The organism is Thainema salinarum CENA647 (assembly GCF_057732415.1).
In genome coordinates this window covers 2,744,429-2,763,842 of the sequence record NZ_JBYJZJ010000022.1, presented here as the reverse complement: position 1 = coordinate 2,763,842, position 19,414 = coordinate 2,744,429, and the positions used below count along the sequence as shown (strand labels likewise).

The 19,414-nt window shown below is 50.3% G+C and carries 18 protein-coding genes and 1 pseudogene; 8 read left to right on the top strand and 11 right to left on the bottom strand.

Going from position 1 to position 19,414, the window contains the following annotated elements; genetic code table 11:
* Window positions 1-9: 9 nt before the first annotated feature.
* A complete protein-coding gene (locus AC286M_RS19030) occupies window positions 10-819 on the bottom strand; it encodes an ABC transporter ATP-binding protein (protein WP_488205886.1) in 810 nt (269 codons plus the stop codon).
* Window positions 820-1,055: 236 nt separating this feature from the next.
* Window positions 1,056-2,378, bottom strand: a complete 1,323-nt coding sequence (locus AC286M_RS19025; RefSeq protein WP_488205885.1) for a branched-chain amino acid ABC transporter permease — start codon at window positions 2,376-2,378, stop codon at window positions 1,056-1,058.
* A gap of 435 nt (window positions 2,379-2,813) precedes the next feature.
* Here AC286M_RS19025 and AC286M_RS19020 point away from each other — a divergent pair, with 435 nt between their 5' ends.
* The 3 genes from AC286M_RS19020 (at window position 2,814) to AC286M_RS19010 (ending at window position 5,413) form a co-directional block, all read left to right on the top strand.
* Entirely contained in the window at window positions 2,814-3,293 is a 480-nt protein-coding gene (locus AC286M_RS19020) for a glucose-6-phosphate isomerase (protein ID WP_488205884.1), read from the top strand.
* Entirely contained in the window at window positions 3,176-4,399 is a 1,224-nt protein-coding gene (locus tag AC286M_RS19015) for a glucose-6-phosphate isomerase (RefSeq protein WP_488208852.1), read from the top strand. The genes AC286M_RS19020 and AC286M_RS19015 overlap by 118 nt, the downstream gene beginning before the upstream one ends.
* 342 nt (window positions 4,400-4,741) lie before the next feature.
* Window positions 4,742-5,413 carry a response regulator transcription factor gene (locus tag AC286M_RS19010; RefSeq protein ID WP_488205883.1) on the top strand — a complete coding sequence of 224 codons (672 nt, stop codon included), beginning with the start codon at window positions 4,742-4,744 and terminating at the stop codon, window positions 5,411-5,413.
* 101 nt (window positions 5,414-5,514) lie between these two features.
* Here AC286M_RS19010 and AC286M_RS19005 read toward each other — a convergent pair whose 3' ends face one another.
* Window positions 5,515-5,862, bottom strand: a complete 348-nt coding sequence (locus AC286M_RS19005; RefSeq protein WP_488205882.1) for a DUF4870 domain-containing protein — start codon at window positions 5,860-5,862, stop codon at window positions 5,515-5,517.
* Window positions 5,863-5,922: 60 nt separating this feature from the next.
* Here AC286M_RS19005 and AC286M_RS19000 point away from each other — a divergent pair, with 60 nt between their 5' ends.
* A complete protein-coding gene (locus AC286M_RS19000) occupies window positions 5,923-6,351 on the top strand; it encodes a DUF8632 family protein (protein ID WP_488205881.1) in 429 nt (142 codons plus the stop codon).
* A gap of 690 nt (window positions 6,352-7,041) precedes the next feature.
* Window positions 7,042-8,478: a glycoside hydrolase 100 family protein gene (locus AC286M_RS18995; RefSeq protein WP_488205880.1), complete on the top strand. Its 1,437-nt coding sequence runs from the start codon at window positions 7,042-7,044 to the stop codon at window positions 8,476-8,478.
* On the opposite strand, the gene AC286M_RS18990 is transcribed toward AC286M_RS18995, so the two are convergent.
* On the bottom strand, window positions 8,390-9,361 hold the full coding sequence (locus AC286M_RS18990) for a DUF6544 family protein (protein ID WP_488205879.1): 972 nt from the start codon (window positions 9,359-9,361) through the stop codon (window positions 8,390-8,392). The genes AC286M_RS18995 and AC286M_RS18990 overlap by 89 nt on opposite strands.
* 274 nt (window positions 9,362-9,635) lie before the next feature.
* On the opposite strand from AC286M_RS18990, the gene AC286M_RS18985 reads away from it, so the two are divergent.
* The gene (locus AC286M_RS18985) at window positions 9,636-10,187 is read left to right on the top strand and encodes a Uma2 family endonuclease (protein ID WP_488205878.1); all 552 of its coding nucleotides are present in this window, start codon (window positions 9,636-9,638) and stop codon (window positions 10,185-10,187) included.
* 130 nt (window positions 10,188-10,317) lie between these two features.
* Here the strand turns inward: AC286M_RS18985 and AC286M_RS18980 are convergent, their stop codons facing one another.
* The gene (locus AC286M_RS18980; RefSeq protein WP_488205877.1) at window positions 10,318-10,947 is read right to left on the bottom strand and encodes an SMI1/KNR4 family protein; all 630 of its coding nucleotides are present in this window, start codon (window positions 10,945-10,947) and stop codon (window positions 10,318-10,320) included.
* A gap of 131 nt (window positions 10,948-11,078) precedes the next feature.
* Here AC286M_RS18980 and AC286M_RS18975 point away from each other — a divergent pair, with 131 nt between their 5' ends.
* A complete protein-coding gene (locus AC286M_RS18975; protein WP_488205876.1) occupies window positions 11,079-11,633 on the top strand; it encodes a Uma2 family endonuclease in 555 nt (184 codons plus the stop codon).
* Here the strand turns inward: AC286M_RS18975 and AC286M_RS18970 are convergent.
* Window positions 11,630-13,123, bottom strand: a complete 1,494-nt coding sequence (locus AC286M_RS18970) for a GTP-binding protein (protein ID WP_488205875.1) — start codon at window positions 13,121-13,123, stop codon at window positions 11,630-11,632. The two genes, AC286M_RS18975 and AC286M_RS18970, sit on opposite strands and share 4 nt — an antisense overlap.
* Window positions 13,124-13,438: 315 nt before the next feature.
* Between AC286M_RS18970 and AC286M_RS18965 the strand changes: the two genes are divergently transcribed.
* Window positions 13,439-13,978 carry a Dps family protein gene (locus AC286M_RS18965; RefSeq protein WP_488205874.1) on the top strand — a complete coding sequence of 180 codons (540 nt, stop codon included), beginning with the start codon at window positions 13,439-13,441 and terminating at the stop codon, window positions 13,976-13,978.
* 64 nt (window positions 13,979-14,042) lie between these two features.
* Here AC286M_RS18965 and ileS read toward each other — a convergent pair whose 3' ends face one another.
* The 5 genes and pseudogenes from ileS to AC286M_RS18940 all read right to left on the bottom strand — a co-directional run bounded on the left by ileS (window position 14,043) and on the right by AC286M_RS18940 (window position 19,412).
* The gene (gene ileS / locus AC286M_RS18960; RefSeq protein WP_488205873.1) at window positions 14,043-16,916 is read right to left on the bottom strand and encodes an isoleucine--tRNA ligase; all 2,874 of its coding nucleotides are present in this window, start codon (window positions 16,914-16,916) and stop codon (window positions 14,043-14,045) included.
* A gap of 151 nt (window positions 16,917-17,067) precedes the next feature.
* Entirely contained in the window at window positions 17,068-17,424 is a 357-nt protein-coding gene (locus AC286M_RS18955; protein ID WP_488205872.1) for an acyl-CoA thioesterase, read from the bottom strand.
* Between the two features lie 15 nt (window positions 17,425-17,439).
* Window positions 17,440-17,718 (bottom strand): hypothetical protein, encoded by a 279-nt coding sequence (locus AC286M_RS18950; protein ID WP_488205871.1) that lies wholly within the window; start codon window positions 17,716-17,718, stop codon window positions 17,440-17,442.
* 18 nt (window positions 17,719-17,736) lie between these two features.
* Window positions 17,737-18,267, bottom strand: a complete 531-nt coding sequence (locus AC286M_RS18945) for a DUF6036 family nucleotidyltransferase (protein ID WP_488205870.1) — start codon at window positions 18,265-18,267, stop codon at window positions 17,737-17,739.
* Between the two features lie 42 nt (window positions 18,268-18,309).
* A pseudogene (locus tag AC286M_RS18940) lies at window positions 18,310-19,412 on the bottom strand (ISAs1 family transposase).
* Window positions 19,413-19,414 lie beyond the last annotated feature (2 nt).

Below are 19,414 nucleotides of genomic sequence, written 5' to 3'. Positions count from 1 at the left end.
GTGAGAATTCTACTGGCCCAGATACGCTTCCAGTACTTCTTGGTTATTTTGAATTTCGGTTGGTGTGCCATCGGCTAGGTTGCGACCTTCTGCCAGCACCCAAACGCGATCGCACAATGACATGATCACATCCATATTGTGCTCGATCACTAAGAACGTTAGGCCCTGACGATTCCACTCAACAATGTGTTCGCAAATTTGCTTAATTAGGGTGGGGTTGACTCCGGCGGCGGGTTCATCCAGCAAAATCAGCTTGGGCTGCACCATCAGCGCCCGCGCAATTTCCAGCAGCTTGCGCTGCCCGCCAGAGAGTGCGCCTGCATAGTTTTGGGCCATGTGAGCTAGACCGACAGATTCTAGAATTTCTTGGGCGCGATCGCGCAGTTGGCGCTCTTCGGCCAAAATTTTGTTGGGCTGGAACATGGCTGTCCAGAAATGCTCGCCTGCCTGGTGTTGCGCCGCCAGCAGCATGTTTTCCAGCACCGACATACGCGACAGCACCCGCGCCACTTGGAAGGTGCGTACCATGCCCTTTTGGGCAATTTGATGGGACTGCAGGTTTTGAATTTGCCTACCGTCAAAGAGCACCGTACCCGAATCCGGCTGAATAAAGTTGGACAGCAGATTAAACAGCGTCGTTTTGCCCGCCCCATTTGGCCCAATCAAGCCCGTAATGCTGCCTTGGGGTACTTCAATTGTGGCCTGATCGACGGCGCGAATGCCGCCAAAGCTTTTGCTCAAATTGGTGGCCTGAAGCAGCAGCGGCGCAGATTGAATATCGGGCTGAGAATTGGAAGGTTGGGTATGGGTGTCTGCCATTGTCCAGTATTTTGTCGAAAATTCCCTTGATTGGTTGGGTTGGTCTAATCGGTTAGAAATCTCTGTATAGGCGAATGGCCATTCGCCCCTACGTAACGTCTACCCTATCTACACATTTTCTGTAAGTAATTAGACATAATTAAAAAACAGATTTCAAACCCTGCGCCGCCCGCTGCGCGGGCGGCGCAGGGTTTGTAGATTTTATATTTAATTATGCTCAACTACTTAGTAACAATTTATCGATTCAGCGATAGCTCGTCCTTATTGCCCAAGATACCCTGCGGTCGCAAAATCATCAGCACCATCAGGATCAGACCGATGATCATCACGCGATAGGCTCCTAGGATGTCAGCGGCACTGGGAGGAATCAGGTCACCGATATAAAACCGCGTCAGCGTATCATAGGCCCAGAAGATCGTCGCACCCAGCAACGTACCTGGATTGCTGCCTGCTCCACCCAGGACAACGATAATCCAGGCGTTAAAGGTGGTCAGCGGCTGGAAATTATCGGGATAAATCGTTGTCAGCTGCCAAGCGTAGAGGGAACCCGCGAGTCCTGCAATAATGCCGCCCAGCATCAGCGACTGGAGTTTGTACCAAAACACGTTCTTACCCAGCGCTTTAGCGACTTCCTCGTCTTCGCGAATCGATTTGAGTACCCGTCCCCAAGGCGATTTCACTAACCACTCTAGCCGCCAGAATACCAGCGCGACCAGCAATACAGAGATCAGCATGAGTCCCGTTTTAACCGGATTGCGCGTGTAGTTATACAGCGCAGAAGCGGCCAAGCTGTAGACCCAGAGGCCAAAGCCGGAGATCGCCAAAATGCTAATCAGTGATAAACCCGTGTTCCAGGCTGGGACACGCTTGGGTAGCTGGGCGGCAATCCAGGCGTAAATGCCGCCAACGACAGCAACGCCGACCAGCAGGAGCAGTAAGGCAAGCTGAGTTTGTAAGGTACTATCTGCACCTTCTAGCATGGCCTGAACGCCGCGAGAGACACCATACAGCAATAGTCCCAGCGTGGCTAAATAGACTAAAACTGCAATGCCGCTTTGTGCGATCGCAGCTGTCGGTGTTTGCCGCAGCCGCTTACCGATCCAGCGCCACAGGTTCCAGAGGCCCAGTCCGACGACAATGGTTAATAGCCCAATCATGATGACGCGGACGAACCAGCTTGGCTCAATGCCTTCTAGCGGAATGGGGTAGCGCTGCACCCCAAACGGGCCACGGGTAATTTCTTCTTCGTTGAGGACGACGAGGCGAATGATTTCGGCCACGCCGATGGTGACAATCGCCAAATAGTCTTCTCGCAGCCGCAGGGTGGAAATGCCGATCAGTAAACCGAGCAGGGCAGCCAGGATAACGCCAACTGCGATCGCAATCACGATTGGCACGCCGTTGAGGCTCAAAAGCGCTGTGGCATAAGCACCAACGGTCATAAACGCCACATGGCCAAAGTTAATCAGCCCGGTAAAGCCCCACTGGAGGTTTAGTCCCAGCGCAAACAGGGCAAAGGTAGCCGTAAAGATAATCAGTGAGACAATATAGCCTTCCATGAGCAATGGCCATGAACAATGGAATGAGACAACAGGATATTTGTCCAAACTCGCAGGTATCCAGTTAGGTTGAAGACAATCTTGCCGAGATTCCCCTCACCTGTGGCTGGACGCTGGACGCGCAATGAGGCGATTCTATCCTATTGTGCGGCGTCCCTCGTATCTCTCATTACTCTTCCGATTCTTAAATTCCCCTATGGTTCGAGGAAAGTCTGGGACACTATTCTCTAAACTTTAGTCAAAGTCACATTTTGCACTGGAAAAACCAAAGGGCATTCTGAGATCGCGCGGCGACCAGAAAATCTGGGTTCTTAATGGGCAAGGTGCAAGGTGTAAGTCAATCCAATCCAACAGTGGATTTTGGCATTTTTTGTCGGATTTGAAGGAAAAATCCGATACGATTTTGAACGAACGTTTTCCTAGGATCACCGTTTTATGGATGCTGCGACGCTCTGGCAACGCTATCAAGACTGGCTCTACTACGACGAGACCCTGAATCTCTATGTCGATATCAGCCGCATGCGGTTTGATGATGATTTTGTACAACAACTGAGTCCAAAGTTGGCACAAGCGTTCAAGGATATGGATGCTTTGGAAGCAGGTGCGATCGCAAATCCAGATGAAGACCGGATGGTGGGCCACTATTGGCTGCGCGATGCCGATCTAGCACCTAATGACGAGCTAAAGCACGACATCGTTGACACCCTGGAGCGAATCGAGAGCTTTGTCCAGAAGATCCACAGCGGCGTCATTTCCCCCCCCAAGGCGGCAAATTCACGGATATTCTATCGATTGGGATTGGTGGTTCGGCCCTTGGCCCTCAGTTTGTCGCTCAGGCATTGGGGCCACAGAATGCACCGATGCAGATCCACTTCATTGACAACACCGATCCGGCTGGCATTGACCAGACGCTAGAGTCCATCAAAGATCGGCTGTCGAAAACGCTGGTGATCACGATTTCCAAATCGGGCGGTACGCCAGAAACCCGCAACGGCATGTTGGAAGTGCAGGCAGCCTACCAGCGAGCGGGTTTAGACTTTGCCCGTCATGCGATCGCAACTACTGGCATCGGCAGCAAGCTAGAGCAAATTGCCAAATCTCAAGGCTGGCTAGCTACGTTCCCGATGCACGATTGGGTAGGAGGCCGCACGTCGGAACTGTCGGCGGTCGGACTCTTACCTGCGGCTTTGCAGGGCATCGACATCCGGGCCATGCTGGCAGGGGCAAAGCAAATGGATGCCCTAACCCGCGTGCATGACCTGAAGCGCAATCCAGCTGCGCTGCTGGCGCTGTCCTGGTACTACGCCACGGGCGGCAAAGGCGAGAAAGACATGGTGCTGCTGCCCTACAAAGATAATTTGATCCTGCTGAGCCGCTATTTGCAGCAGTTGGTGATGGAATCCCTCGGTAAAGAAAAAGATCTAGATGGCAACACCGTGCATCAAGGCATCGCGGTCTACGGCAATAAGGGCAGTACCGACCAGCACGCCTACGTGCAGCAGTTGCGGGAAGGGGTGCCCAATTTCTTCCTGACCTTTATCGAAGTATTGCGCGATCGCAACGGTAAATCCATTGAAGTTGAAGACGGTGTCACCAGCGGCGACTACCTTTCGGGCCTGCTACAGGGAACACGGCGGGCGCTCTACGAGAATGCTCGTGATTCGATTACCATCACCATTCCCGAAGTAAATGAGCGGCAAATTGGCGCGCTAATTGCCCTCTATGAACGAGCTGTCGGTCTATACGGCTTCCTGGTCAATGTCAATGCTTATCACCAACCCGGAGTTGAAGCGGGTAAAAAAGCGGCGGCATCGGTGCTCGACCTTCAGCGACAGATCATGACAGTTCTGCGGCAGTCAAAGGAACCTCTGCCTCTGGCCACACTTGCGGCCAAAGCGAATGCTACCGATCAGGTTGAATCGGTGTATTTGACGATCCGCCACTTAGCAGCCAATGAGCGGGGCGTGACGCTTGATGGCAATCCGGGTGATCCCAGTTCACTTCAGGTTAGTCTGGCGTAAATCAAGTGATGGGCATTGTGTTGGATCGCCAACCAACTTGGGTACTCTATATGCCGAAACCTTCATCATTCAGTGGTAGCACTTAGTGAATGATTTGTCGTCTGGGCTCTGTCTATCTCGTCAACCGTCAGGATCTTGTAAAGGGCTGTCCATCGTTAATTTGATTGAAGTTATTTCCCATTGCTGGATTGCGTTCTTTAAGCTAAATGATAGAGAGCGTTACAGAATCAATCATGTAACAATCTCAATTAAACCCTTGTTGAACGCTGGTACTCGGTCGCAACAGCCCAGTATGACCAGCATAAATGGGGTTCAAAATGTTCAGAGGCTAGCCTACACTGTATGCCCTTAACCATTCTTGTCGCAGATGACGATTTGGGAACCCGAATCGCGATCACCGACTATCTTGAGCTGTCCGGATACCTCGTTATCAGCGCTCAGGATGGTCGGGAAGCACTGGGTATGGTAACGGAACATCAGCCGCACCTAATGATTACGGACATCACGATGCCGCACATGGATGGCTACGAACTCGTGCGGCAAGTTCGACAAAAACCGTTTTTCCGCCTACTGCCTGTTATCTTTCTCACGGCACGTACCAACACGGAGGAACGGATTCGCGCTTACCAAATTGGCTGTGATGCCTACCTGCCCAAACCGTTTGATTTAGACGAATTAGGTGCAGTCGTCCGTAACTTGTTAGAGCGATCGCAACTGATCCAAGCGGCTTGGATCAGCCAAATGCCGCTCTCCGATCAGCAAGCCCTGATGGCAAGTTCTCAAGAATTAGCTGCGATCGCAGATGAAGAAGCGGCTCAGTTGGATCTCACCTCGCGAGAACAGGAAGTCCTGGCGCTACTTTCAGATGGATTATCCAATGCCCAAATTGGCGATGGCTTACATTTAAGTCCCCGCACCGTCGAAAAATACGTCAGTAGCCTGCTTCGCAAAACCGAGACCAGTAATCGAGCTGAACTTGTCCGTTATGCCATTGATCACCATCTGGTGACCTAAATTAAGCATCAAATAACGCCGTTGTCGCCGCAATGCGGCGACAACGGCGTTATTTTTCAAAAAAGAATTAGCTAAAAATCAGCTAATTCTCTCCGAATCGCCTACAGTACGCGGAAAATGAAGGGGTACTTGTAAACGCTATTGGGTTCCGTGATACTCTTGACAATCGCTAGAATTGGCAGAATCAGCTGCGCGATGAACAAGATTCCCAATAATGGCCAACCAATCAAAACCCAGGTCAAGATGCCAAAAATGATGCTGTAGACCCAAACATTCAGGTGAAAGTTAAGGGCTTCGCGGGAGTTTTCCTTTACCACTGGATCATCTGAGAGGAGCATGACCGCAACGGGGACTCCGGCAGAAAGCAATAACTGGCTGAAGAAGATGGAGCCGTGACTTACGGCAGAGAGTATTTTACGCTTGTCAATATCGTAATTAATGTTTTCCATTAGCGCCTATCCTTCTTAAAATCACAGGCATAAGCCTATCGCCGTTGCCTTATAGTTCTGATGATAACTGCACCAAGTTCTACATCGAGTTCGGCTTCCCACCCCTGGTCAACCGGCCATCTGTTTCAGAGCCCAGGTTGCCACTTTACCTATCGGGTGATTGGTCCCTGCTGCCGATTGTTTGACCGCGAACAACTCCCCTGGCCCTGCTGTCGATTGCAGTGGCGAGGCAAAGAACCGAGCTGGCGGCGCATTGGCCGACGCTTTGTGGTGGATATGGCAACGCGTCGCCATCCATCCTACAGCGTCGAGATTATCGGCCAAGCGGAAACTGCCGAATGCGTCGTGATGACGGTATACACGCAGCCTTTGTCGGCAGAAGTCCGTAACTGGTGGTACACCAAACGAGTCACAGAAGGTACATCAGACCACGCTCATCCTCCTCATGCAGTAGAAGTCGAAGCTCGGCAATTGTTCTTGTTGGAATAATTTTGAATTAATGTGACTTCTTCCCCACACAATCTCATTAATATCAAAAGCTAAGTTTTGTAGATCGAACTCCTACACGTTCAACCTCAACTTGATTTATTTGAAAATATTACAAAATTGTTGATTAATTTTATACAACAGCAACTATTCGATCAAAAATAATTTTTCGTTCAATGAAGCTAATTCCTCTTGAACTGTAATTGTGCAAAGTTACAGCAAATTCGCAGAGAAAGGTTTATTCTCAACACAGTGAACCGAGCAATAATAAATTAACGGTTGCATCTTATGGGTGGCGGTAATTGTGCCGAAAGCGACAGTATGACGGCAAGCTGCCCTGCAATGCACAGCACTTGCTAAATGGACTTACCCTCATATCCTAGGCCAACATCCAGAAGATCGATTTTGTTGTCGCGATGTGGCAGCCAAATAACCTCTTTGGATTTTCAATTTTCAAGGTGCAAAATGGGAGTACCTCAATACCAATTAGCAAACAACAGTATCAGCGGTCTTGGCATTCTTTAGTTTTTGTTCGTATCAATCATTTTGTTACTAGACAGCTTATTGAAATGGGAAGTCCTCCTATACCCAAACAAGTGTTGAAAACTTAAACGTGTTGGTAAACGTCATACGGCATATACTTTTTCCCGCTACGATAAACCCCGCTACGACAAACACAATGAGGTTGGAGCATTGAGCGAACGGTCATTAATCCTGGAAGAACAGGCTTGGAATATTCTTGAACAGTCAATTATGCATTATCAAGGGCAGCCGGTTGGCACGGTTGCGGCGCTTGATTCAGAGGCATTAGCACTGAACTATGACCAGTGTTTTGTGCGAGACTTTGTGGCTCCTGCGCTGGTCTTTTTGGTGAAAGGGCGATCGCAAATTGTCCGCAATTTTTTAGAAGAAACGCTGCGCCTCCAGCCCAAAACGCTCCAGCTTGACTGCACTCGACCCAGTCGAGGGCTGATGCCCGCTAGCTTCAAGATTCAGGCCAGCGATAATCATGAGTATCTAGTGGCCGACTTTGGCGATCACGCGATTGGACGGGTGGCTCCGGCAGATTCGGGATTATGGTGGATTTTTCTGCTGCGGGCCTATGCGATCGCAACTGGCGATCTGGATTTTGTGCGGCAGCGGGATGTGCAGGAGTGTATTCGGCTGATTCTCCAGCTCTGTCTGGGCACTCGGTTCGACACCTATCCGATGCTGCTGGTGCCGGACGGAGCTAGCATGATCGACCGCCGGATGGGGACATACGGTCATCCGCTGGATATTCAGTCGCTATTTCACGCGGCTTTACGAGCCAGTTTGGAACTGCTGGTGCCGGATGATGAGCAAAATGAGCCACTGATTCTGGCGGTGAAGAGCCGAATTGATCCCCTGGTGCGGGAACTGCACGATCACTACTGGCTCGACCCGGAGCGGCTGAATATTATTTACCGTTTTCATGTGGAAGAGTACGGTGAAGAAGCGCTGAATGAGTTCAATATTTATCCCGATTCGATTCCGTTTTATCACCTGGCGAAGTGGATTCCAGACGCAGGTGGATATTTGGCCGGAAATCTTGGCCCGTCTCAGTTAGATACGCGTTTTTTTGCCATCGGGAATTTGCTGGCCATTATGTCGTCGCTGGCAGATCAGCGGCAGTGCCATCGAATTTTGAATTTGATTGAGCTGCGCTGGGATGATTTGGTCGGTCACATGCCGATGAAGCTGTGCTATCCGGCGATGGTGGATTTGGAATGGCGAATTGTGACCGGGGCTGACCCGAAGAATCGGCCTTGGTCGTATCACAATGGCGGCAACTGGCCGATGCTGCTGTGGCTGCTGACGGCAGCGGCGCTGAAAATGAAGCGGGGCGAACTGGCTTATCATGCGATCGCAATTGCCGAACGCCGTTTGTTAGAAGATCAGTGGCCAGAATATTACGATGGCCCGGACGGTCGGCTGATCGGTAAGGAATCGCGCAAGAACCAAATCTGGAGCATCGCTGGCTATCTGCTGGCGAGAGAACTCACGATCAATCCGGATCATCTCAAACTGATGACGTTTGACGTAGGCGAGCCGCTGACGCCGCTGATGTCGGCTGGGGCGGAAGCGGATCAGCCGATGCAACAACCGTAGCCCGGAAAAACTCAAACTCTTGGGGTGTATGGGGATAGTAAGACACGGCTAGCTGGGTGGGAATCGTTAATCCTTCGATGGTGGATTCTTCGCTAGCTCGCATGCAGAAGGGAACGTAATCGAATTTGGAGTTGGCGGTTCGTGAAGGAGTCGGTTGGGCATTAGGAGTTGAGGGTTGAGGCCTGATAGTTTCGCTGGTGTTGAGATCATCGCGTTTTTGGTCGCTCCAGCGCAGCATGTGGGCCTGTTGCACTCGACCTTGAGCATCAATTTGAAGGGTGATTGTAATTGGCTCATCCAGCAGCATCCAACTGGCTTGGATGGTTGAATCGTCAATCGCTTGCCATTGCACGCCAAACTGAGGCAGCAACGCGGTGGGCAGCCACACCGACTCTAGCGCTAAGCGTCCCAGTGCTGAACGCAGCGTATCGGCACTACTGGCCTGTGCGACTGGAACGAGTCCCCACAGGAAAAACTGTATTCGCCCAGATTGCTGCAGCACATCACAGATGTCCGCTCCGGAAAAGCGAATCAGTCCATTTTTCACACTGGCCTGCCAGACTAAACCCTGCCACGGGGTCAGAATTTGCTGCGCTGCCATTGCCATCCACGGTGCATCAGCCTGTAAACGAAACTGGCCGTGCATTTCTAGTTCAATCGCTCTGGCTAGAAGAGTGCCAGGTGCGATCGCATGTCGGAAATAGCGCTGAACAGGTTCGGGTAGGTCTTGAATTTGCTGCTCGCTAAATCGCTCCGGCAGCGGCGGTATCCGGAGCGACTGCCAGGTTTGCTGCACGTTCTGCTGATCAAGGCTGCGCTTGGCAACTAAGACACCCAATCCCGATCCGCCAATCAGCAACGGTAACCAAATGAAGGGAGACATGATTCTCACCTCGTCATACTTGCAATCATCACAGGCTCTAAGTTGAAGTGTCGCCTAAGTATTTATCCTTACTTTCATATTCTAACGAGATGCGATCGCGTCGATCTCAATTGCGCTACACATTACGCCACACAATATACGCTACACCTGAAGCTCCCTCGCCCTGCTGCTCCCCTGCCCTAATTCCCATTATCATGCTCAACTCATCAAAAATGGCATTCAGTTCAGGTAGTGGCAAAATGAAGACAACTGCCAGGTTCAATGAGGAACCGCTATGACCGTAACCACAGCAAAATGGACATTGGATGATTACCATCGAATGATTGAAGCGGGCATTCTGGAAGGGCGGCAGGTTGAGCTGCTGAATGGAGAAATTGTGGAGATGCCGCCAGAAGGGGAACCTCACGCTTACTATAGCCACACCACCGCGAAATATTTGGAACGGTTGCTTGGCGATCGCGTTGCGATTCGGCAGGGCAATCCGATTACGATTCCTAAAATCCAGTCGGAACCAGAACCCGATATTGCTGTCGTGCAGCCGTTGGGTCGGGAATACCTTCAGCATCATCCCTACCCTCAAAATGTTTTTTTGCTGATTGAGTTTGCAGATTCCAGTTTGAATAAGGATTTAGAGCCAAAAGCCAATGTTTACGCTGCGGCAAATATTCCAGAATATTGGGTCGTTAACCTCCGCAAAATGGAACTGATCGTCTTCCGCGAACCGCACAATGGTAGCTATCAGTCTCAAAATGCTCATACGCAAGGAATGCTTTCTCCATTAGCGTTTCCAGATATTGCGATTTCAGTCACAGACGTACTGGCATAGCTAAACTGGCGTAGCTAAATAATTGCGATCGCAGTTCAACCTCTACTGACTGGTCAGTTTTAAGGTGAAACGATGACACCATAATTGTTCAAAAGGAACTCAGTGCGATCGCGCCTTTGCTAGAAAACCCTCATGGATGACTATACGGACGATTCAATCGATTACACCTGCTACTTCTTACTGGATTCCACTTAAGTTTAATTTGTGAGACAAGCTGCTTGTCTTCAGTAACAGTTCCATCCACAGTCAATTTTGGTACATAAGCTCCTGTTCTATAGCACTCTAAAATAGACATCAGCATCGTGGTCAGACTATCGTAGACGACCGTTTCGCCTTCATATACAAAATGTATTGGAGCTGTATCTTGCTTTTCTGAACTACAGCGAGCAGCATAATATTCACATTCATATTCAAAAAGCGGCAAAGCCTTGTTTCCTAATAGGTATTCACTATCCTCAAAGAATTCAACCTCTTCAAAATATTCACTTAATTCCAATGCTTCATCGAGAGGAAGAAAATAGTGATAATAGAGAAGTCGATGAGCCTCTCTGTTTTCCGCATGCATACCATCGTGCCAAGCATACAAATCTTTGACTTCTCTGGGAATTTCTAAGCCAAAATTACGAGACTTTTCTTCAATCTGATTATATGAGAGGCCATCACGTAAAGACGCTCTCAGATCAGGATCGACAGAAGCTGTATAAGTTAGTATTTCTTCCATAATGTCTGCTATGGAAGGTAGAGAATTGATATCGACCATACCCGCTAACCCTTTATGAATTTTTTATACTTCTATGCTAAAAGATGCTTGTGTACGTTCCCAGAATCAACGCTAACGGTCACGCAGATTTTAGCGGCTGGAGAATTGCCAGAATCAGGAGCAGATATATTATGAGCGTTTCCTCGCAAGGGCGATCGCTAATGGAGTTTCTAGCCTTGCCAGAAACCAAACCTGCGTCTGAATTTGTTAATGGGGAGATCCTACAAAAACCGATGCCGCAAGGAGAACACAGCCTGTTACAGGGCAAACTCTGTGAAGTGATTAATCAAGCGGCTCAGCCCCAGCAGATTGCTTATGCCTTTCCAGAATTGCGCTGTACGTTTGGGGGAGATTCAATTGTGCCCGACGTGGTGGTTTTTCGTTGGCCGCGAATCCCTCGAACTGAGACTGGACGTATTGCAAATCGGTTTGAGCTACAGCCTGACTGGTCAATTGAAATTCTGTCTCCTGATCAAAGTCAAACAAAGGTGCTAAGCAAACTGCTGCACTGCTCAGAATACGGAACAGAATTGGGCTGGCTGCTTGATCCAGCAGAGGAAACGGTTCTCATCGTATGGTCGGATCAACGGGTGCGGCTACTGCGAGGACGGACGGCGCTGCCTGTTTTGCCAGAACTTAAGCTGGAGTTAACGGTTGAGCAGGTGTTTGACTGGTTAACCTTTTAGCTTCGTTTCGGTTCAATTTTGGCTTTTAACTCAGACCGAATGCGGCTCAAAATCGACTTTTCATCCAGGGAAGTCAGAATGTGGCTGACTACCGTTTTCGGGCCATCTGGCCCCCAGGATGCGCCGTTTGCTAGGTAGACCTTGACGATTTGGCCAATGCCGTAGGTCGCTACACCCGCGACTCCGGCTTGGGCGACGGCCACTGACATATAAGGCGCGATCGCAAGTCCGCCTGTGGCGACTGTTGACAATCCCAGTAAGCTTTTCAGAGATCCGAGCCCTAACGTCAGCAGCATTTCGCTAGCGCCGATGCCGCCCATGCTGAGGGCAATCTTTTTGAGTAAATCCAGTGCGCCTTTTTGCGTCATCGCCAATCCGTACAGGCGAGATAAGGTAACAATCAGCGCCACGTCAATCGCAGCACCGCTGAGCATATCGACGGCAGTGATGGGATTGAGCGCCACGATAGCGGCTTTGGCCATTGTGGCCTGCCAGATTGCTTCGTCCGCACTGCGATCGCGGATAGTCATTTTGCGCTGTACCAGTTGTTCATTCACGTCACCTGCGTACAGCATGGTGTTGAGCGCAACCAGTGATTTACCGTCTTGGTGCAAGATTTCTAGAATTTTCAGCTTGAGCTGATCGATTTGCGGCTGTCCGCGATCGCGCTGCACGGTTTGGCTCCCGTCGGGGCGGCGAACGAGGCGATTGATCAGCGGCGAAGCGGATGCCATGACAATTTCGTCGGGGGACAGCAGTTCTTTCACCCGCTGATCGCGAATCGTTTCGTAAATGGCGATGCGGTCAGCTTCGGGATACTGATCGACCTTATTGAAGACGAGAATCAGCGGCTTACTGGCCTGCCGCAGGCGAGACAATGCCTCAAATTCCACATTAGTCATGTCGCCTGCAATCACAAACAGGATCAGGTCAGCCTGCTGGGCAACTTTATGTGCCAGCGCTTCGCGCTGCTCGCCATTCACCTCGTCAATGCCAGGAGTATCAATAAACTCAATTCGCGATGAACCGATGCCAGGGAGGGAAACGCGAACCAGTTCTGTATCCTGATCGATTTGCCAGTCCGCCGTTTGAATCGTCTGCGTCACGCCATGAATCGGCCCAGTTTCAAACACGATTTGGCCAATCAGCGCATTGAGCAGGGACGACTTGCCACGCCCCACCATGCCAAAGACGGCAATGTGCACCACGGACTGTTCCAGCTTGTCCAGTAAGCGGCGTAAATAGTCAATTTCAGCTTCAACGCCCGTGCGTTCACGGGGCGACAAATCCAGCCGTTCGACTAGATCCTGTAGTGCCGCCTGCGCCTGCTCGTAGTTGAGCTGGGCCTGGAGATCGCGAAAGCTATAAGGTTGTGAATCGGGTGTTGTTGAATCGGATACTGAATCGGATTGGGGAGTGGATTGGGAATTGGATTGCGATCGCAACCTCGACCCATCTGATGGAAGTAAGTCCGGATCTGACTCTGACATTGGCTAACACTGACAATACGGTCTACTCTGCTTCCACTCTACTGCGTCATACTTTTTCCGTTATCGTTAACCGTCTAGAAAACCGAGTGCGGATTCCTCCACTCCCCGCTCCCTTCCTCCCCTACTCCCTTACCCATCTACCATCTCATTAGCAGATTCACCGAACATGCAGTCTACCAAATTATAGACATGTATCACTTACCGTCTATGGCGTACAGCGGATCTCTGCTCGACTCACTTTGTGTCAATTGAACGATTTAATTAAGCCGCAAAATCGCTGTAATGGGAATGTAGCTATCAAAAACTGGTTAATCTATGCGATCCATAAATATTGGACTAAGTGATCAACAGCGTCAGGGCATCGTTGACATTCTCAATCGAGTCTTGGCAGACGCCTATCTTCTGATTATCAAAACGAAAAAGTACCACTGGGATGTCGTTGGCCCTCAGTTCCGCACACTCCACGAAATGCTAGAGGAACAATACGAGCACCTCGCCACTACAATTGACGCAGTAGCAGAGCGGGTTCGTGCATTGGGCGGTTATCCAATCGGTACGGCAGAATCTTTTCTGAAGTATGCTTCTATCAAAGAGCATCCTGGCGATCTGCCAGATGCGACTGAAATGGTCAGCCGTCTCGTAACTGACCACGAGCAAGTGATTCGTAATCTGCGTGAATTTATTCCTCAGTGCGAAGACAAGTACGATGACAGCGTCACCGCAGACTTCTTGTCTCAAATCACTGAAGAAGAGGAAGAAATCGCTTGGATGCTGCGTTCCTTCATCGAGGGAACACCGATTGAATCGAGCGGTAAGCGCCCTGAATCTGAAGTACGTCCCCCAGTAAAAGCGTAATTTGATTTCATAATCCTAAACAGCGTGGCCACCGCATTGCGGTGGCCACGCTGTTTTTACGGGCTTAAAACTGACCTTCTAGAGCCTGTTCGCAGCGTTCGCAGATCGTCGGATGCGCTTCAGACTTGCCGACATAGGTTGAATAGTTCCAACAGCGATCGCACTTTTCGCCGTCAGCATTGACCACTCCAATCCCAAGGTCATCGGCTTGAGCGCTGTACTTCAACCCTTCGAGGGCATCCGGTTGATCCAGTAGCTCCACCTGCGAGGTCAGGAACAGATAGCGCAGCTCATCTACTCGATCGCCGTCGTTGAGGCTATCGTCGGGATTCATCGCCGCTAGCTTTTGCCGCAGGTCAGTGTCAGCGACATACAGCAGCAGTTTCGCTTCCAGGGACGAGCCGATTTCCTTATCGCTGCGGGCCTGTTCCAGTACCTTATTCACCTCTTGGCGAATTGTGCGGAAGGCTTGCCAGTCTTTGGCCAGTTCCGGCTTACGCCAGTTGTCGTTCAGCTTCACCCAGCCGGATTCAAACACCGACTTGCAAACCGTGGCGTAGGGGATGTGCTGCCAGATGTCCTCAGCCATGTGAGACAAAACAGGTGCTATCGCACGGGCAAGATTTTCAATTGCGATCGCAAGTACGGTCTGACAACTGCGGCGACGGGATGAGTCGAGCGAGCTGATGTAGAGCCGATCTTTGGCAATGTCGAGATAGAAGTTTGACAGGTCAACGACGCAGAAGTTTTGCACCGTCTGGAAGAAGCGGAAGAACTGATAGCTTTCAAACGCATCGGTCACTTCGTCGAACACCTCGGTGATGCGATGCAGCATGTATTGATCTAAAGCCGGAAGCTGATCGTAGGCCACCGCATGTTGCGCTGGATCAAAATCATGCAGGTTGCCCAGCAGGAATCGCGCCGTGTTGCGGATCTTGCGGTAGACATCCGCCATCTGCTTGAGGATGTTCTTACCCAGCGGCACGTCGGAAGAATAGTCCACAGACGACACCCACAGCCGAAGCACGTCGGCTCCATAGGGCGGCTCCTGCTTTTGGTTCTTGCCGCCTTCAATCACAATCGCCGGATCGACCACGTTGCCGACGGACTTACTCATCTTGCGGCCCTGCTCATCCAGGACAAAGCCATGAGTTAGTACCGTTTTGTAGGGCGCATGACCCGTTGCCGCGACGCTCGTCAGCAAGCTGGACTGGAACCAGCCCCGGTGCTGGTCAGAACCTTCCAGGTACATGTCCACGGGGTAGTGCAGTTCTTCCCGCTGTCCCGCGACTGCCGCCCAGGAGGAACCGGAGTCAAACCACACGTCCATCGTATCCATACCCTTGCGGTAAGTGTGGCCGTTGTTGCGGTAGGACTCAGGCAGCAACTCTTCCACGGACATCTCCCACCAGGCATCAGAACCCTTCTCGGCGATGATCTGGCGGACATGCTCAATCGTCTCTTCATTGAGCAGCGGCTCATTGGTTTCCTCGTCATAAAAGACGGGAATCGGCACGCCCCAACTGCGCTGGCGGGAGATACACCAGTCGGAGCGATCGGCCACCATCGCGGTGATCCGGTTTTCGCCCTGAGCTGGAATCCACCGCACCTCTTGAATTGCCTTCAGCGCTTCTTCGCGGAACCCTTCAACTGAAGCAAACCACTGCTCTGTCGCCCGGAAAATAGTCGGCTTCTTCGTCCGCCAGTCGTAGGGATACTTATGCACATAGGGTTCTTGCTTCAGCAATGCGCCTGCTTGATCGAGCGCTTCAATCACCTTCGGATTCGCATCACCCAGCACGTTCAGCCCGGCAAACTCACCGACTTCGTCAGTGTAGTTACCGTTAGCGTCTACTGGTGAGTAAATTGGCAACCCATAGCGCTGACCGACCAGATAGTCATCCTGACCATGACCGGGAGCGGTATGAACCAATCCGGTACCGGATTCTGTGGTCACATAGTCGCCACCGACAACGATGGAGCTTTCCCGATCAAACAGGGGGTGACGGTAGGTGGAATGCTCCAGTGCTTGACCAGGTAGCTTTGCTTTAACCGTTAGTTCCGTCTCGAATAAAGCAGACAAACGCTTCACTAGATCCGCCGCAACAATTAAATACTTGGCATTTGGTAGACCCGTTTCAACCACTGCATAGGTCAATTCCGGGTTAACGCTCACCGCCAGGTTGGCTGGAATTGTCCAAGGCGTCGTCGTCCAGATCGCGACTTTTAGATCTGGTAAATACTCAGACAGCGACTGCGCGCCTTCACCCAGTCCCGTCATTGGGAACCCGACGTAGATACTGGGAGAGGTGTGACCTTCTGGATATTCCAACTCCGCTTCTGCCAGAGCCGTTTGTGAGCTGGGACTCCAGTGGACGGGCTTGAGGCCACGATAAATATGGCCCTTCAGCACCATTTTGCCGAAGACATCAATCTGAGCCGCTTCATATTCCGGTTTCAGCGTTAGATAGGGATGATCCCAGTCACCCCACACGCCGTAGCGCTTGAAGCCCTCGCGCTGTTGGTCAACAGTTTTGAGGGCAAACTTTTGGGCTTTTTTGCGCAGCTTAATCGGTGTTAAATCTTTGCGGGCATCGGCATCCAGGTTTTGCAGAACTTTCAGCTCAATCGGTAAGCCGTGGCAGTCCCAACCGGGCACGTAGCGCACCTTGCGCCCTTTCAAAAGTTGATATTTATTAATCGTGTCCTTGAGAATCTTATTCATGGCGTGACCAATGTGGAGCGCGCCATTGGCATAGGGTGGGCCATCGTGCAGAATGAACGGCTCACCGGGATTATTTTGAGACAGTTTTTGGTAAATTTGCTCGTCAATCCAAAATTGCTGAATCTCGGGTTCGCGCACGACGGCGTTGGCCCGCATGCTGAAATCAGTTTGGGGGAGATTGACGGTGTCTTTATAGCTTACGGTATCTGTCACAGCCCAAAGATTCACAAGAAAATGACTACAGACTTCAATACTAATGCGTTACTCAAGCATTCGCACATTATCAGCTAGAAGTCGATCCGAGTTCAAGCGAGATGAGGATGCGATCGCACATCAGCACCTTTGCCACCCTCTTTTCCCAGCTTTAGCGGTTAATCGTCTGTTTTTTGCCGTCGCTGTCAATATTGACGAAGGTGATGTTGGTTTCGAAGAGGATGGCCTCAGCCTGAGTATGTTCTCGAATACCAAAGGCTTTGACGTTGTATTTCACGGACGTAGTGCCGATGCGATCGCAGATAATCGAAAATTTTAGAATCTCGCCGTTGCTGACGCCTTGCCGGAATTTCACGTTGTCTAGCGCGATGGTGACAAACTGGTTGCCGGGAAATTCTAGGTTGGCCGTAATATAAGCGAGTTCGTCAATCCACTGGAGCAACTTGCCGCCAAATAAATTGCCGTAGTGGTTGAGGTGTTCTGGACGAACGAGTTTGTAGTGCTCCATAGAAAAGGATGCTCTTTAAAGGTTAAGTTCAAGAGCATTACAGAAACTGTTGAGGCTATCTAGTAAAGCATTGTAGTAAGAATAGGCATCGTCTCGCTCGTTTTCAAGATAGGTATATAAGGTTAGTTCTGGTTCTGATGCCAATTGATTTTTAGGAACATCTAAGCCTGCTGCTTTTAAGCGCGTTGATGCGATCGCAACTAGTAAAGCTTCTACTGTATTAAACTCACCATTCTGGAGATCGCGCAGTCCAGATAATATTAGCTCTGCTCCTGGCAGCTCATTAAGTTTCATTTCTTGGCATCCTCTATATTATTTCTCAGAATATCTTACAAAGTCCTCGATTCTACTCCTAATGACATTAGGATTAAGAGAAGGAAATCGGATTAATTCAGGTTCAATAGCTTCAAAACAATCACGTAACTCTTCCAAAGTAAATAGCTTTTGTTCATACATAGACTGAACATCATGGAGATCACGATCATAGCCTCTTGATAATTTAGCAAGAGCCTGAGCGGTAAAGTCATAGTGGTAGAACGAAATTTGACCTCGTTTCCCAATAAACACGCTCCTACTACGCCATCCTGGAAGAGGTGGTAAAAAATCTTGAGGAGAAGCAAGTTCAATGTTGATGTTTAATTCTTGCTTAAGCTTAGCAATTGCTTGAAAAATACCGGGCGGTTCGGGATCTAAGCGAATATCAATATCAACAGTAGAATCACGCCACCCGATTAATAAAGCGCTGGCACCACCTGTAAAATAAACACAGCCTGAACCGCGAGCTTCCTTGCCCAACAAATTCATTAGCTGTTCTATTTTTTGAGGGTCAACAGTTGAACGCATGTTTTGAACACATATATAAAGTTTAAGTCACTTTTACCAGGGCTATTGCATTCTAAATAGAGACTTGAGAGTGCTAAGTCCAAATCCAGCCCGGCGTTGAGCTTGAGCCATATTCTCAAAGCCATGATTGCGATATAAGTTCAGCGCAAAATTACGGGCCAGTGCCCAATTTTGCACCAGAGGAGGGGTTCGAATGCGGGAGGCATCTTCCCCTTGAGTCACATCTCGGACATAATGCACCTTGTTTTCTACGCCCCAATAGCCTCGGATGCGTTGAGCAAAGGCTTGGACACTCTCACAAAAGGAAGCCACGTAGTAACGGGTGTCGTGAGACACCTCAACGATGTCGGCTCGATGCACCTGGCGCTCGGATTGAACTCGAATCAGCGTCTGCAATCCCGGAAACTCGGGCATGTTATCCAGGATGTGACTCATGCTGATCGTTCGTTTTTCAATGCGACCATGCCCTTTGTTGAGCTGTTGGACGGTTTGCTGCGCCTGAAAATGAGTCGTTACGGCCTGGAGCAGCCCAGATTGGTTGCCTTTGAGTGCCCCCAGATAATGGTTGCCACTGCTGAGAATCACCTCAGCCGTTTTTTTTGAGTACTGATCGCATCAAAGGCAAACACCACTCCATTGAGCGCCAATTGTTCAATGAAGATGGGCAAGGCTGTGATTTCATTGGTTTTGGACTCCACCTCATAGGGCTCCAGGATGAGTCCTCGTTCCACAATGTAAGCGCTGACCAGCAGAATTGCTGGATGCGACTCGACCTGTGGGTCATCGCTGAGCGCTTCATAAGACCCCCGCACAACTTTGCCATCAGTCGCAATCGTTTCTCCAGGCTGAGGATGAACGCCGAAAAACCGAGATAAACAGGCGGCATACTCGTGATAATCCACCCGCAAGAGCGTTCGTCGAATGGTGCTGTAGGAGGGTAAACGGTCTTGAGGAGGCGAAAACAACGCCACTAATTCATCGTGATACGCCTTGAGCCAATCCCCGATCGCCAGAAATCCCCGATTCCCTGCCGCAACGGCCAAGGTGAATAGGGCTAAACATAAGGCTTGGCTATGTCGTTGTCCGGCTCGACGGCGGGTATCGGGTAAGTCGACAAAGGCTTCTACAATCGCAAGTTGAGTCATCT